The 14,659-nt window shown below is 59.1% G+C and carries 10 protein-coding genes; 3 read left to right on the forward strand and 7 right to left on the reverse strand.

The window, feature by feature from the left end; genetic code table 11:
* The first annotated feature begins 35 nt into the window (after nt 1–35).
* Nucleotides 36–992: a transaldolase gene (tal, locus tag ASB66_RS16695; RefSeq protein ID WP_060718345.1), complete on the forward strand. Its 957-nt coding sequence runs from the start codon at nt 36–38 to the stop codon at nt 990–992.
* Between the two features lie 63 nt (nt 993–1,055).
* Here tal and ASB66_RS26750 read toward each other — a convergent pair whose 3' ends face one another.
* A complete protein-coding gene (locus tag ASB66_RS26750; RefSeq protein ID WP_234612999.1) occupies nt 1,056–1,652 on the reverse strand; it encodes an SH3 domain-containing protein in 597 nt (198 codons plus the stop codon).
* A 294-nt stretch (nt 1,653–1,946) separates the two neighbouring features.
* Here ASB66_RS26750 and ASB66_RS16705 point away from each other — a divergent pair, with 294 nt between their 5' ends.
* Both ASB66_RS16705 and ASB66_RS16710 read left to right on the forward strand, forming a co-directional pair.
* Nucleotides 1,947–2,852: a DMT family transporter gene (locus tag ASB66_RS16705; protein ID WP_060718501.1), complete on the forward strand. Its 906-nt coding sequence runs from the start codon at nt 1,947–1,949 to the stop codon at nt 2,850–2,852.
* 189 nt (nt 2,853–3,041) lie between these two features.
* The gene (locus ASB66_RS16710; RefSeq protein ID WP_060718347.1) at nt 3,042–4,268 is read left to right on the forward strand and encodes a hypothetical protein; all 1,227 of its coding nucleotides are present in this window, start codon (nt 3,042–3,044) and stop codon (nt 4,266–4,268) included.
* Between the two features lie 92 nt (nt 4,269–4,360).
* Here ASB66_RS16710 and lysS read toward each other — a convergent pair whose 3' ends face one another.
* From lysS to ASB66_RS16740, 6 genes are all read right to left on the reverse strand, one after another.
* A complete protein-coding gene (gene lysS, locus ASB66_RS16715) occupies nt 4,361–5,857 on the reverse strand; it encodes a lysine--tRNA ligase (protein WP_060718348.1) in 1,497 nt (498 codons plus the stop codon).
* A gap of 103 nt (nt 5,858–5,960) precedes the next feature.
* The gene (gene gltX, locus ASB66_RS16720; protein ID WP_060718349.1) at nt 5,961–7,415 is read right to left on the reverse strand and encodes a glutamate--tRNA ligase; all 1,455 of its coding nucleotides are present in this window, start codon (nt 7,413–7,415) and stop codon (nt 5,961–5,963) included.
* A gap of 382 nt (nt 7,416–7,797) precedes the next feature.
* Nucleotides 7,798–9,558, reverse strand: a complete 1,761-nt coding sequence (locus ASB66_RS16725) for an SLC13 family permease (protein WP_060718350.1) — start codon at nt 9,556–9,558, stop codon at nt 7,798–7,800.
* A gap of 211 nt (nt 9,559–9,769) precedes the next feature.
* Nucleotides 9,770–11,107 (reverse strand): tetratricopeptide repeat protein, encoded by a 1,338-nt coding sequence (locus ASB66_RS16730; protein ID WP_060718351.1) that lies wholly within the window; start codon nt 11,105–11,107, stop codon nt 9,770–9,772.
* Nucleotides 11,104–12,474, reverse strand: a complete 1,371-nt coding sequence (locus ASB66_RS16735; protein ID WP_060718352.1) for an HlyD family type I secretion periplasmic adaptor subunit — start codon at nt 12,472–12,474, stop codon at nt 11,104–11,106. Before ASB66_RS16735 ends, ASB66_RS16730 begins: the two co-directional genes overlap by 4 nt.
* Entirely contained in the window at nt 12,446–14,656 is a 2,211-nt protein-coding gene (locus ASB66_RS16740; RefSeq protein ID WP_060718353.1) for a peptidase domain-containing ABC transporter, read from the reverse strand. Before ASB66_RS16740 ends, ASB66_RS16735 begins: the two co-directional genes overlap by 29 nt.
* Between the last annotated feature and the right edge of the window lie 3 nt (nt 14,657–14,659).

A 14,659-nucleotide genomic window follows, 5' to 3' on the forward strand; every position in this document is an offset into this window, starting at 1 on the left:
TGTTCATTTGATATGTGACATGAAGGAATTGCCTGATGACTTCGAAACTCGAACAGCTTCGCGCCATGACCACGGTTGTCGCCGATACCGGTGACATTGAGGCCGTAACCCGCCTGAAGCCGGTGGATTGCACCACCAACCCGACCATCGTGCTGAAGGCCTTGGGCACCGACATGTTTGCCGATGCCTTCGAAGAAGCGATCAAATGGGGCAAGGCCAAGGGCGGCGCCTCTGATGCCGTGACCGAGGCTATCGCCGACCGGCTGGCGATTTCGGTTGGTGCAGCGCTTGCCAAGATCGTTCCGGGCCGGGTCTCGACCGAAGTGGATGCCGATCTGTCCTTCGATACGCAGGCCTCGCTCAACAAGGCGCGGGCCATCATTGCCCAGTACAAGGAGCGCGGCATCGAGAAGGATCGCATCCTGATCAAGCTCGCCTCCACCTGGGAAGGCATTCGCGCCGCCGAAGTGCTGCAAAAGGAAGGCATTGATTGCAACCTGACCCTGCTGTTTTCCAAGGCTCAGGCGATTGCCTGCGCCGAAGCCAAGGTGTTCCTGATCTCGCCCTTCGTTGGCCGCATTCTGGATTGGTACAAAAAAACGACCGGTGAAAACTACACCTCTGAGACTGATCCCGGTGTGGTGTCGGTGCGCCAGATCTATAATTTCTACAAGGTCAACGGCATCGAAACCATCGTCATGGGCGCGTCTTTCCGCAATGCGGGCGAGATCGAAGCGCTTGCCGGTTGCGACCGGTTGACGATCAGCCCGGCGCTGCTGGACGAGCTGGATGCCGCAACCGGCGATCTGCCGCGGGTGCTGTCACCTGAAAAGACCACGCCTGATCCGCTGGTGTCGCTGGATGAAAAGGCGTTCCGTTGGGCTTTGAATGAAGACCCGATGGCCACCGAAAAGCTGTCGGAAGGCATCCGTTCCTTCGCCAAGGATCTCGCCACCCTGCGCGGCATGATTGCAAAGAAACTCGAAGCCTGATTTCGATCGTCTCTAAAAAAAGGGCGCGGCAAAGGCTGCGCCCTTTTTCGTGACCGCGAAACCTTACTCGCCGCTGTTGCCGCCCGCCCCGCCGCTATTACCGAAAGGGTTAGCATAGCCGCCGCCATTGTTCTGCCAGCCGGAACCTTGTCCGCCCTGGCCCCTGCCCTTCCCCCCGTTGCCTTGGCCGCCATTGCCCTTGCCAATTGGTAGTTCAATCACCGGATCGACCGGCACGCCGCCAATCATTCCCGGCGGATCGCCACCGGTCTTGAGAACATAGCGTCCATCGACCCATCCGCTGATGCGCGGACGGTCCACGGTGGCGATCCGGCACCAATAGCCGCCCCGGCTTTCCATGCAGTTCTGCATATCAACAGGCGTGCCTTCGGTCAGCGCATGAATGATGCGGAAATTCGGACCTGCACCCGACAGAACCGGCAATTGCTGGCCGGGCTTAAGGCCGGTGACGTGCCAGAGATAGGGATCGGGGAAATCCATTCCACCTGCTGTGCCATTCCCCTCGCCATTGATAGAGGGCGCCGGGATCACCGTCTGGCTGAATGCTGGCATGGCGGCAAGCGCCAGGAAAACCGCCAGCACGCTGCGCCCCGCGATTGTGCGAGAAGGCCTGCGGCTGAGACTGGCTGCTTTAGGCATGACATTCTCCCTGTTGCTGGAAAGGCCTACTGGCCTTTCGGTGGTGATGCGCCACATTTTCACGGTCACGCAGTCTTACCCGACGATCCGTTAAATTCAGGTGGACACTCCGTTTTGGAGGGAGCGCCCCACGACGTCACGAGGTTTATGATCGATTTCGACTATAAATAAGCTTCGGGCGTTGTTTTCGGTTCCCGAAGATGACAAGATACAGTCCTCGCGGTATTCGCGTTCCTCCCTTGCTTTCATGGCCTCGCCTCTCTTCGATGGCCCTTTTTTCCGTTTGTTGACATGATGAAATCGACTTCGCTTGGCTATGTCTTTGCTTTTGCCGCCTATACGGTGTTTTCCATGCAGGATGGCATTTCCAAGCATCTGGGCGATAGCTATTCGCCGGTCGTGGTCGCCACCGTGCGCTATTGGGCGTTTGCGATCTTCGCACTCATTCTGGCCGCCCGCAGCCGCAATGGCCTGGTCGCAGCCGTCAAAACCAAACGACCTATCCTGCAAATCCTGCGGGGACTGTTGCTGGGCGCGCAGATCCTGGTGTCGATTGCTGCCTTTCACTATGTCGGGCTTGCCCAGTCGCAGGCGATCTTTGCCGCTGGGCCGATTTTCGTGGCGATGCTGTCGGTGCCGCTGTTGGGCGAACAGGTCGGCTGGCGACGCTGGACGGCGATCCTGGTCGGCATGCTCGGCGTGGTACTGATCCTTTCGCCGGGCTCAGGCAGTTTCAGCCTTATGGTCGTACTACCGCTGTTCTGCGCGCTATCAGGAGCTTTTTACGGCATTCTGACACGGCTGGTCAGCCGCGACGACCCGCCAGTCACCAGCTTTTTCTATATGTGCATGGTCGGCTTTGTCGGGGCCAATTGCATGGCACCATTTTTCTTAGCCCCCATTGCCAGACAGGATTGGTTCTGGATGCTGGCGCTGTGCTGCACCGGCATTGCCGGGCATTTTTCGCTGATCAAGGCCTATGAGCACTTGAATGCCGTGGTGCTGCAACCGATTGCCTATTACCAGCTGGTCTTGGGCTCGATTATCGCAGTCACCGTGTTTGGCGAAAGCCTGACCCACAATATGGTGCTGGGCTCGATCATCGTGGTGGGAGCGGGTCTGTTTACCGTGTGGCGCGAACAGGTGGTAGCACGGCGAAAAGCCCTTGAGGTTCAATCTATTGCAGAACCTGCTTCTTAACTAAACTTCATACGGGAACTGATTACGCCCTTATTAACCGTGGTTGAGAATATACGACGATAAAGAAAAACGAATATACCCAATTAAGCGTTCGGCAACAGGAAACTCCTAAAACAGAGGGGTGTTATGCGTTGTGGAGTGGGCCATGGGATATCGTGTGTCGTGAAGCTATTGCCAGGCAAAATCCATTTGTCACGCAAGCTCCTGCTGATCGTCGGCGGCGTCGCGGTCCTGTGCGGCGCCACGGGTTCGGCTGCCGTCTATATCGGCCGTGATGCCCTGCTCGGGCCATCCTATAGCGAGGTCAACGGCCTGACCTGTATGGAACTGCAATCGGCCACCATCAAGCGCAAGGACCGGCTGTGGGTGCGCAAATATGTCACCACGGACGCAACCGATGGCGTAACCCGCATCAAGACCGCGCTGCGCATCGCCAAATCCGTTGCAGAGACGGAAAAACCAGATCTCGTCCAGGTCGTCGTGCTCGATCAAAAGGGGCCAAAGGACCAGTCCGACATTCGTGGCCGCGCCATTGGCGCAGATGTCATTTATATTCCCAATCCAGCCCAACTGGCCGAAACCGCGCAGATGCAGAGCCTGACGGCGCGCTATGTCGACAAACCGGCCAATGGCAATGGCGATTTTTACGGCGAGCGCGTGGAACTGCCGCTGGCTGACGCAAGCACCATGATGGCCAAGCTGACGGACACCGCCCCTTGCGAAAAGCCGGCCCTTGCCACGCCCGAAGGCGAAAGCAAGAAGGAAGGCGGCCACGCGAAAGAAGATGGACACGCCAAGGAAAAACCCAAGGACGGGCAGAGCTCGCATGGCGAGGCAGCGCATGGCGAGACGTCACATGGTGACGCGGCTCCAGCCGAGGGTCATGGCAGCGAAGCGCCAGCTGAGGAAAAGCCCGGCTTGATTGCCTCGCTTAAAGGCATGATTTTCGGCGCTGAAGAAAAACCGGCAACACCAGCACATGATGCAACCCCGGCTGCCGATGCAGCCTCTCTTGCCCATGCCCCCCCTCTTGCCCAAGCTGAGAAGGGCAGCCACTCCGACAGTGCAGCCGCTCCTCAGGCCAACGCCGACAAAGCGTCCACTCAACAGCAAAGTGTTGAACACGCAGGTAGCGAAAAGGCAGGAGAACCCGTTCCGGTCACCGCGGCCCCTGCCGCTGCATCTGCTGTGGCGGCGACATCGCCAGTGGCCGCAGCCGATCCGACGCCACAGGCCGTGGAAAGTAAGGCCGAGAGCAAGGGCTGGCTGAGTTCGATCAAAGCCATGGTCACAGGCGCAGATAAGCCGCCAGCAGAAACCGCCGCGAAACCCGAAGCGCAGAGCGATTCAAAACCGCTCGTGACCGAGTCCAGCTCCACGCCCTCGGTTCTCCCACGCGGTATTTCACTGCGATAGAGACACCAAAATTGCGCAAAATAGCATCGCGCAGAAAACCCAATCGGCACGATGCTATAGAGCTTTTCAGCCTCGCTGCTTGACCCCTGCGATCAATCGACTTTGGCGCGCCGCGCCGGGAAGAGAATGATGTCACGGATCGACGGCGCATTGGTCAGCAGCATGATCAGGCGATCGACGCCGATGCCAAGTCCGCCTGCCGGTGGCATGCCCTGATCGATGGCGTCGAGGAATTCGTCGTCGAGCTGCTTGTCTTTTTCGCCACGCGCATGGGCCTGTTCGAGCTGTTCAACCATACGCTTGCGCTGTTCTTCCGGGTCGTTCAACTCGGAAAACGCATTGCCGATTTCCCAGGCATTGCAATAGGTCTCAAACCGTTCGACCAGACGCGGCTCGCCCGGCACTTCCTTGGCGAAGGGCGAGATGTCCTTGGGGAAATGCGTCACATGGCTCGGCTGGATTAGCGTGCCCTCAACCTTTTCTTCAAAGATGAAGGACAGACATTCGCCCCAGGTCCAATCCTTTTCGACCGCAAACCCGGCAGCCTTGGCCGCCGCGCGGGCTTCCTCATCGGTCTTGATGGCCAGGAAATCGATGCCCGTGACGTCCTTGACGGCATCCGGCATGGGAACGCGCTTGAACGGGCCTTTGAAGGAGATTTCCTTGTCACCAAAGGCAAATTCGGTCGAGCCATGAATGCGCATGGCAAGGTCGGCAAACAGTCGCTCGACCAGATCCATCACGTCTTCATAGTCTGCATAGGCCCAGTAGCATTCCATCATGGTGAATTCTGGATTGTGCCGGGTGGACACGCCTTCATTGCGGAAGTTGCGGTTGATTTCGAAAATCTTGTCGGCAAGGCCAGAGACAAGCGTGCGCTTCAGAAACAGCTCCGGCGCAATGCGCAGATACATATCCTGCTTCAGCGTGTTGTGATGGGTCTTGAACGGATCGGCAGACGCGCCGCCATAGACGGATTGCAGCATGGGGGTTTCCACCTCCATGAAGCCATCGTTTTCCATGAAACGGCGAATGCCGGAAACGATCTTGGAGCGCTGCTGGAAGCGCAGCTTGGATTCGTCATTGGTCAGAATGTCGAGATGGCGCTTGCGATAGCGCACTTCGATATCCGTGACGCCGTGATATTTCTCCGGCATCGGCAGCAAAGTCTTGGTCAGCATAGTGATGGTTTCAGCGTTGATGGTCAGCTCACCACGCTTGGTGCGGCGCACCTGACCGGTCACGCCAACAATGTCACCCAGATCGATCATCGGCAGCATGGCGCGGGCCGCTTCCGGTGTCATATCCTTGTGGCTGAAGATTTGGATCTTGCCGGAGGCATCGCGCAGGTCCATGAACATGCCGGAATTGCGCGAGGAATAAATGCGCCCGGCAACCGTAACCGTATCGCCCGATTCCGTATCCGGCGCCAGATCCGCATATTTTTCGGCCAGTTCAGCCGTGGTGGCGGTGCGATGGAAGTGAGCAGGATAGACATCGCCGATCTGCTGGCGCAGCAGCGCCAGTTTCTGGCGGCGCACCTCGGTGGCGTCGGAGGAAAGGGCGGTTTCGGTGTTTGCTTCGGTCATTGGTTCGCCTATCGGGCACGAAATTCTTGGATCAATTGTGGAGCATAGCGGCTGAAAACGGCTATGATAAGCCCTCCCTCATAAAGGGGGAGAGCTTTCGCTGTCAGGCAGCACCGGTTATGGAGGTCAAGACCTGAATGGCCACCTTGAGGCGCTGGCGCACCACGGAACGGCCCAGCAGCGCCATGCTGTCGAACAGCGGCAGCGACCGCTGGCTGCCGGAAACGGCAACGAAGAGCGGTGGGGTGACGACGCGCAGCTTCTTGGCCATCCGGTCGGCAATGGCCCGCAGCTCTTCCTCGATGGTTGTCACGTTCCATTCGAGGATCTTTTCCAGATCAGCCTGAACGGTGGTGACGATCTCAAGCGTTTCCGCCGGGCTGGTCTTCAACCCGCCGAAGGAGGCGGGCGTCAAGCCAACGTCATTGGCCAGCAGGAAGCCTGCCAGCGGCGGCAATTCGCCAAGCTTGGTGATCCGGCTCTGGGCGAGCTTCAGGCCTTCGGTCAGCCGGTCGTTTTCGCTGGCCCAGGTCAGAACGCGGCCTAAGAATTCGTCCGGCGTCAGCTTTTCGCGCAGCCAGCGTCCGTTCAGCCAGTCGAGCTTCTGGATATCGAAGATTGCGCCCGCCTTGGAGAGATTGTCGGGGTCAAACTTGGCGATCAGCTCGTCCATGGTCAGCAGCTCTTCGCCTTCGGCGATCTGCATGAAGAACAGGCCAAGGAAGTTCATCAGCGCTTCGGGCAGGTAGCCGAGTGCCGAATAATAAGAAATCGAGGTCGGGTTCTTGCGCTTCGACAGCTTGGATTTGTCGGCATTGCGCATCAGGCTGAGATGCATAAACACCGGCGGCTCAAGGCCGAGATATGTGTAGATCAGGATATGCTTCGGCACGGAGGCCAGCCATTCCTCGCCGCGCGCCACATGGGTGATCTTCATCAGATGGTCATCGACCACATTGGCCATGTGGTAGGTCGGCATGCCATCGGCCTTCAAGAGAACCTGCATGTCGACGCTTTCCCACGGGATCGACACGTCGCCATAAACGCCGTCATGGAAATCGCAGGAGCCTTCGGTCGGGATTTTCAGGCGCACGACATGCGGCTCGCCTGCAGCAACGCGGGCATCGACTTCTTCCGCCTTCAAATGCAGGCAGAGACCGTCATAGCCGGGCGGCTTGCCCGCCGCGCGCTGCGCCTCGCGCATCTGATCCAGCCGGGCGGGCGTGCAGAAACAACGGAAGGCGTTGCCTTCAGCCACCATCTTGTCGACGAAGGGACGGTAAGTGTCCTTGCGCTCGGACTGACGGTAAGGACCGTAGGGACCACCGACATCAGGACCTTCGGCCCAGGTCAGGCCGGTCCATTTCAGCGCGTCCAGCACCTTCTGCTCGAATTCCGCCGTCGAGCGGGTCGCATCGGTGTCTTCAATGCGCAGAATGAATTCGCCGCCGTGTTTCTTGGCGAACAAATAGTTGAACAGCGCGATATAGGCTGTGCCGACATGGGGTTCGCCGGTGGGTGAAGGAGCGATACGGACGCGGACGCCGGAAGTGGTCATGATTTTTGCTCGTGGTCATGGAGGCGAGGATCGGGCAGAGCCAAGCCATCGCATTTTGATGATCTGGACGCGGTGAAAGCCACGCTCAAGGCAGGCTTCCAGCGATAATCCTTTGGCTGGCCTTAGGCCATATCTAAGGCCAAGCGTCAAGGAAAACCCAAGCTCCGGTGAGAACGCATGGTCCGGTGACAGGGGATCTTGAAAAAGGATCGCGAAAATAATTGAAAAATATCAGATTGGGCGGAACCATTTCCGATATCGCCCGTTAGGAGTGCAGGAAAGCGGTTGTGAATCCCGCGAACCTAAAACCCCCGTCCCCCGCTTGAAAGCCTGCGTTCCGCCAACGCAGGCTTTCGGCGTTTCGGGCTCTCCTCGACATTGATTATTTCAATGGCCAAACGACGATCAGTGCCGGAATGGCAACCAGAATGATCAACAGCGACAGCGGCAGGCCAAGGCGTGGATAATCGCTGAATTTATAGCCGCCCGGCCCCATCACCAACGTGTTGCATTGATGACCGATCGGGGTGAGGAAATCACAACCGGCGCCAATTGCCACCGCCATCAGGAAGGCGTCGGGCCGGAAGCCGAGATTATGGGCAAAGCTGGCGGCAATCGGCGCCATGACCAGAACCGTCGCGGCATTGTTGAGAAACGGCGTGACCGCCATGGCGGTCACAAGGATCAGCGCCAGCGCACCATAAGGCGGCAGGCCATGGGCAACATGGCCGAGCCAGCCAGCGATCACATCCGTTCCACCGGTGCTGCGCAGGGTATCACTGACCGGGATCAGCGCCGCCAGCATGACGAGGATCGGGCCATCGACGGCCTGGTAGAAATCGTTGAGCGGAATGACCCGGAACACCACCATCGCCAGGGCCGCAGCGAAAAAGGCAACTGGCACCGGTGCCAGACCGACTGCGGTCGATCCCATCGCGGCAATCAGAATCAGAATAGGGATAAGCGCACTGCGGCTGGTGCCGAGCAGAATTTCGCGCTCGGCCAGCGGCAGGCAATCCAGTGTCTGCAACACGGCTGGCAGGGCTGTGCGCCTGCCCTGAAGCACGACGACATCGCCAGCGCGCAACGCCACATGCGCCAGCCGCTCCTTCAGCCGCTTGCCACGGCGGCTGACGGCCAGAAGATTGATGCCATAGGTATTGAACAACGAAACATCGCGGGCCGTCAGGCCTTCCAGCGGCGACCCCGGCCCGACCACCGCCTCGATGGCGGTGATTTCACCGCCCGAACCGATTTCCCGACCCGACAGTTTCAGCCCGGATTGGCTGACCAGCCGGTCAAGCGCATCGGATGGACCTTCCAACAGCAATGTGTCCTGTTCCTTCAACACCATATCCGGAAAAGGTGAAATTCGGCTATGACCGCGTAGGATGGCGGTGGCGATCACTTCGCCAGCGGTGGTTTTCAATAGATCGCGCAGCGGCTTGCCTGATAGCGCCGAGCCTTCGGGCAGGGTCGCCTCAGTGGAGAAATTGGAATTGCCCAGCGCTTCCTGCAAGGTCGGGTTCTGGTTCTGGCGCTTGGGCACCAGCCAATAGAACAGCATCAAGAAAATCACGCCCGCAACCGCCAGGATCGCGCCGACAGGGGTGAAATCGAACATGGTGAACGGCGTGCCGGTCAGTTCACCACGCAATTTGGACACAACGATATTGGGCGAGGTGCCGATCTGGGTCATCAACCCGCCCAGAAGCGCGCCGAACGCCATCGGCATCAGGAAGGCCGAGACCGGCGTCCCGGATTTTTTCGAGAACTGGAAAGCGACCGGCATCATGATGGCCAATGCGCCGATATTCTTGATGAAGGCCGACAGCACCGTCACCGTCAGCACCAGAAGCAACATCTGGGCGCGGGTCGATGTCAGGTTGGGGAAGAAGCGTTTGATGGCTGCATCGACCAGACCGGATCGCGCCACCCCTGCACTGACCACCAGGGCACTACCGACGATGATGACGATATCATCGCTAAACCCGGAAAACGCCTTATCGGCTGGCACCAGACCAAGAACGATCGCGGCGAGAAGCGTCAGTCCCGCCACCACATCATAGCGGATACGGTCCCACATGAAGGCAACCATCATCAGGCCGATGACAGCGAAAGCCAAAATCTGTTGTGTCGTCATGCGTATCCGGATCTGTCAGAGTTGGGCTCAAAAGGCTTGAAGTGCCGGTTTGTTCCTTACCGTTACGCCGTCGCTCCGGCACTATGCACTTTCTGAGAGTAGCATGCGCACGCAACGACGGCATCAACGCGACTGTGACATTTCATAATTCGGGTATGATGAGCAAGCCTACACCCTTCAAATGACCTTGGCTTTCAGGCGAGCTTAGCCTTCAGGCAACCTTGGCCAACAGCTTTTCTTCCAGCCGCGCCAGAATGTCCTTGCAGACAGCATCTTCCTTTTCGACGCCGTGCATCAGGATCTCGCGGGCCGCCTCGACATCCGAGGGATCGGCGTAATAGGCGTGGAATTCGCCCAGCACCGCATAGGCCGCCATTTCACCGGCCTCGACAGCCAGTTCCAGCATGTTTCGCGCCCCATCGAGATCGACGATGCCACCAATGCCCTTCATGCGGAACCGTCCCAGATTGACCATGGCAAGGGCATGGCCGTTTTCAGCCGCCATTTCAAACCATATCCGCGCCTGGTTGAGATCGCCCTCGCCTTCGCCTGCACCGGTCGCAGCAACCACCGCCATCTGGAACTGGGCGGCGACATCGCCTTTCAACGCCGCCTTTTCCAGCCACATCAGCGCTTCCACCGAACTGGCCTTGACGTCGATGCCATGGCGATAGCGCCGCTCCAGGTCACGGCAGGCGCGCTTGTCGCCCATACGACCAAGCGCCGTCAGCCAGCGCACGCCCCGGGCGCGATCCCGCTCGGGAAAGGCTTCGTGGAGATAATATTTCGCCAGTTCCTCGATAGAGGAGCGGTAGCCCTTGGCGGCAGCGGCGCTGAGCAGGCGCAACGCCTTCTCCTCGTCCGGTGCGGTGCCGAGGCCGTTCAGATATTGCATGGCGAGGTAATGGCGCGCCGTACTATTGCCAGCCGCCGCCGCATATTTGAAGTATGGCAGGGCTCGGGCATAATCCACCTCGCCCAAATGCCCACCGGCAAGCAGCGTGCCCATGCCCAGATGCGCCCGCACATTGCCCGCTGTCACCGCTGGCTCGTAGCAGATCAGCGCCGTATGCGGATCGACCTCACCGCCGATACCGGAGGCCAGAAGATAACCGGCCAGCGCCGAACCATCGATATTACCATGGTCATGAGCGCGAAGCGCATAGTCGCGGGCCAGTTCAGGCTCGCAGACCAGTTGCCTGACATCCCCATAGAGCCGGACAGCCGCCGGAGAGGCGGGAATGTCCAGACGCGGTGAAATCAGATAGAGCCGGGCCGTCAGCGCCATGGCGCCGACATGCCCCGCATCGGCGGCATAACGTGCCAACCGACGCGCCTCGGCCAGATCGGAAATCACCCCGCGCCCCGTTTCATAAAGCCGCGCCAGCTCATAGGATGCCCCGACATGGCCGCCCTTGGCCGCCTTGCGCAGGGCGCTTGCGGCCAGCGGCATCCGGCCCGCTCCCAGCTTCTTCATGCCATGGCGATAAGCCTGCCGGATTGCCGCGCCTCGGACAAGAAAGGGCACAAAAGACAGCAATTGCTTCATGGTTCGCGCATTCCCTCGCTCACAACAGGTACAACCCGGTCAAACAGATAGGCAGCCACGGTCTGGTCGCCGACGACGACATCGGTCACCAGCGTCATCCCGGCAATCAGACTGAAATCAGCCGGATTGCTTTTCAGATGCGGGTCGTCAATGGTGATCTTGGCAATATAGAATGTCCGCTCGGATGCGCCTTGCGTTGCCGCGCCATCGCCGCGCGAGACTTTCAGACTGTCGGGGCTGACCGCCCGGACCGTACCGCGCAAGCCGCCATAGCGGGCGAACGGCCAGGCATCCAGCTTGATATCGACCGGCTGGCCAACCTTGATAAAGCCCTGATCCTGGGTGGAGATTTCCGTTTCCACTTCAAGCCGCGCAGCCTTCGGTACCAGAACGAACATTTTCTGTGCCGTCTGCGCCACCGAGCCAATGGAAATATCGCCGATCTGAAGCACGGTTGCGTCTTCGGGCGCCTTCAATTCGATCAGGTCGGAACGCTTATCGGCCTTGTTAAGCTCCTCGATGGCTGCATTCAACGCCACCTGCTGCTTGACCAGCTGACCCATGGCGTCGGAGCGCCATTGCTGGGCCTGATCTTCCATCTGCGATTGCACCGATTGAATGTCATGGGCGCCGCTTTCCAGCTTGCCCTCGACTTCGCGGATCGTGCCGGTGACTTCCAGCACCCAATCCTTGGCCTTCAGCCCATCGGCCCTGGAGGCATACTTCTTCTCGACCAGCGCGCTTTTCATTGCCTCGCTTTCCTCGCTGAGCGACAGGCGCTGGCGATTGACAGTGAGTTCCTGCTGCAATTGGGCTTGCGTGGTTTGCAGGGAAGAGATCTTGGCCTTGAAGGTTGACATCGACGCTTCATATTGCGACCGGCGGGCTTCAAAGAACCGCCGCTGCAATTTGCCGAAACTGTCACCATCACGCGGCTGGTAATCGCGCCCGTCGATTTCTGCCTTGAGCCGTTCGACTTCGGCCGAAAGGCTGGCCATCTGCCGGCTGGCCGTGGTCTGGTCGGCACGCGAAAAGGTCGGGTCCAACGTGGCCAGCAATTGCCCCGCCTTCACATCCTGGCCTTCGCGCACCAGGATTTCCCGAACGATCGAGGTTTCCAGCGGCTGCACCACGGTATTGGGCGCTTCCGAGGCAACACGGCCCCGCGCAGTCACCACCCGCTCGACCGGCATGAACACCGACAACAGGATGGCGCTGGTAATAAGGGCTGCCACCGTGGCAATCGTCATCCGCGCCGATTTAGGCGGGGTGCGATGCAGGATGCTGGCGCTTTCGGACAGGAATTCCGCTGTCGTACGGACCGCGTAACGATGCTCGTCAGGCGACAGCGTCAAGGTTTTCGTCATGATCTTTTCCTGTCGTCAGGTGGCGGTTCTGCTGGTTCCAAAGGTGGCGATAGTCGCCGGAGCGGCGCAGCAGGTCGTGATGGGTGCCGCTGTCCTTCAACTGGCCACGATCCAGAACCAGGATCTGGTCGCAATCGACAAGCGAGGACAGGCGGTGCGAAATCATCAGCACAGTGCGGCCTTCAGCAATCCGCTTCAGGTTGCGCAGGATGATCGCTTCGCTTTCCGGATCGAGCGCGCTGGTGGCCTCGTCGAAGATCAGAATCGGCGGGTTGACGATCAGCGCCCGGGCAATTGCCAGCCGCTGCTTCTGGCCGCCGGAGAGATTGCTGGCATGTTCTTCCAGCATTGTGTCATAGCCGCGCGGCAGACGTTCGATGAATTCATCGGCCCCGGCCAGCTGCGCCGCCTCGATCATTTCCTCAGGCGAGGCATCCGGCTTGGCGATCAGAATATTGTCGCGGATCGTGCCACGAAACAGGAAGCTTTCCTGAAGCACGACGCCGACATTGGTGCGCAGGTGATAGAGATCGACTTCCTTCAACTCGACGCCATCGAGACGGATCAGCCCGGAATAGCTCTGATGCAGGCCCTGCAACAACCGCGTCACCGTGGTCTTGCCCGAGCCGCTGCGGCCCATCAGCCCGACGATATTGCCCGGCTTGACGTGAAAATTGATGGCGTTGAGCGCTGGCAAAGAGGTACCCGCATAGGCAAAGCGCACATCCTCGAAGCTGATCCGACCGGAAAATTCCGGGCGTACCCCGTGTTCGCGGCGCGGTTCGGGTTCGGCATTGATGACGGATGCAACCTGGCGCAGCGCACCGCGCGCCTCTTCCATCTGCTGCATCATACCAGCCATCTGCACCAGCGGCTGGGTGGCACGCATGGCAATCATGGTGAAGGCCACCAACGTGCCGGTCATGACTGTATGCTCGTTGACGATGACAAGATAAGCACCGATCAGCAACGAACCGGCATAGATCAGCTTTTCCAAAGGCGCCAGCAAGGTTTGCGGCTGGTTGGCCAGAAACAGCAGGTTGGTCTGGTTATTGACCGCTTCGGCGACTTTCTGGTCCCATTCGCGCCGCTTGCGGCCTTCGAGCGCCAGAGATTTCACGGTGCGGATGCCGTTGATCATCTCGATCAGCATGGCGGTGCGGCGGTGTTCGCTGCCCATCACCTGCGCATAGGCGCGGCGAATCGGCTTCATATAGATAAACAACACCAGGCTCATCACCGCGCCAAGCCCCAACACCCAGAAGGTCAGACCGGGGCTGAGCAGAAACATGACAGGAATGAGCACGAGTAGCGACAACATGTCCAGCACCGAACCGAACAATTGGCCTGTGACGAACGCCCGCAGCCGCCGGGCTTCTCCCAGCCGGTGGACGATGCCGCCGGTGGCATTCTGTTCGAAGAATTCGATGGGCAGACGCGACAGCCGGTCGAAGATCATCAGGTTCAGCCGCACATCGATTTTGGCGGTGACGATGGCGGTCACAGTTCGGCGCATATAGCCGAGCAGCATATCGAACAGCAGCACGACCAGAATGGCAGCCGCCATCAATGTCAGCGTCGACAAGCGGTGATGCACCATGACCTTGTCGATGACCACCATGTAGAACAGCGATGGCACCAGCGCCAGAACACCAAGCGAAATGGCCGAAATGAACACGTCACGCACCATGCGACGGTCCTGCATCACCTGGGCCAGCAGCCAGTGAAAGCCAAACTCCTCACGCGCACTTGCCTCGGCAATCTCCCGCTTCATCAACAGGACATGGCCGCTCCAGTTTTCCGTCAGCCGCAATTCATCGACCACAAACCGGGCGGCTTTCGAATCGGCGGGATCGCGAAACACCATGCGCGGCGTCTGCGGATCATCGACAAAATTTTCAAAGACAAGAAGCGATCCGTCATTGAGCTGAATGACGGCGGCGACAGCGCCTTCCATCTGGCTCAACAGCTTCCAATTCATGCGGATCGGCTTGGCCTTTACCCCATGATCGCGGATGATTTCGGCCAGTTGCGGCAGCGAAAAGCAGTCCTCATCGCCGTAATCGCGGCATAATTGCTCGACCGAGAGGGATAAGCCCAATTTTTGCGTGGCAAGAGCCAATGCAGCAAGAGCGGATCTGGCCTGCCCCTCATCCGCCAGATCTCTGTCTTCAGCATTCATCGA

Origin of the sequence: Gillisella vitis (assembly GCF_001541345.2) — a bacterium.
GTDB lineage: Bacteria > Pseudomonadota > Alphaproteobacteria > Rhizobiales > Rhizobiaceae > Allorhizobium > Allorhizobium vitis.

Bases quoted from the DNA above. Each gene is read 5' to 3' on its own strand.
- tal (WP_060718345.1), top strand. From the start codon at position 36: ATGACTTCGAAACTCGAACAGCTTCGCGCCATGACCACGGTTGTCGCC.
- ASB66_RS26750 (WP_234612999.1), bottom strand. From the start codon at position 1,652: ATGCCTAAAGCAGCCAGTCTCAGCCGCAGGCCTTCTCGCACAATCGCG.
- ASB66_RS16705 (WP_060718501.1), top strand. From the start codon at position 1,947: ATGAAATCGACTTCGCTTGGCTATGTCTTTGCTTTTGCCGCCTATACG.
- lysS (WP_060718348.1), bottom strand. From the start codon at position 5,857: ATGACCGAAGCAAACACCGAAACCGCCCTTTCCTCCGACGCCACCGAG.
- gltX (WP_060718349.1), bottom strand. From the start codon at position 7,415: ATGACCACTTCCGGCGTCCGCGTCCGTATCGCTCCTTCACCCACCGGC.
- ASB66_RS16725 (WP_060718350.1), bottom strand. From the start codon at position 9,558: ATGACGACACAACAGATTTTGGCTTTCGCTGTCATCGGCCTGATGATG.
- ASB66_RS16730 (WP_060718351.1), bottom strand. From the start codon at position 11,107: ATGAAGCAATTGCTGTCTTTTGTGCCCTTTCTTGTCCGAGGCGCGGCA.
- ASB66_RS16735 (WP_060718352.1), bottom strand. From the start codon at position 12,474: ATGACGAAAACCTTGACGCTGTCGCCTGACGAGCATCGTTACGCGGTC.
- ASB66_RS16740 (WP_060718353.1), bottom strand. From the start codon at position 14,656: ATGAATGCTGAAGACAGAGATCTGGCGGATGAGGGGCAGGCCAGATCC.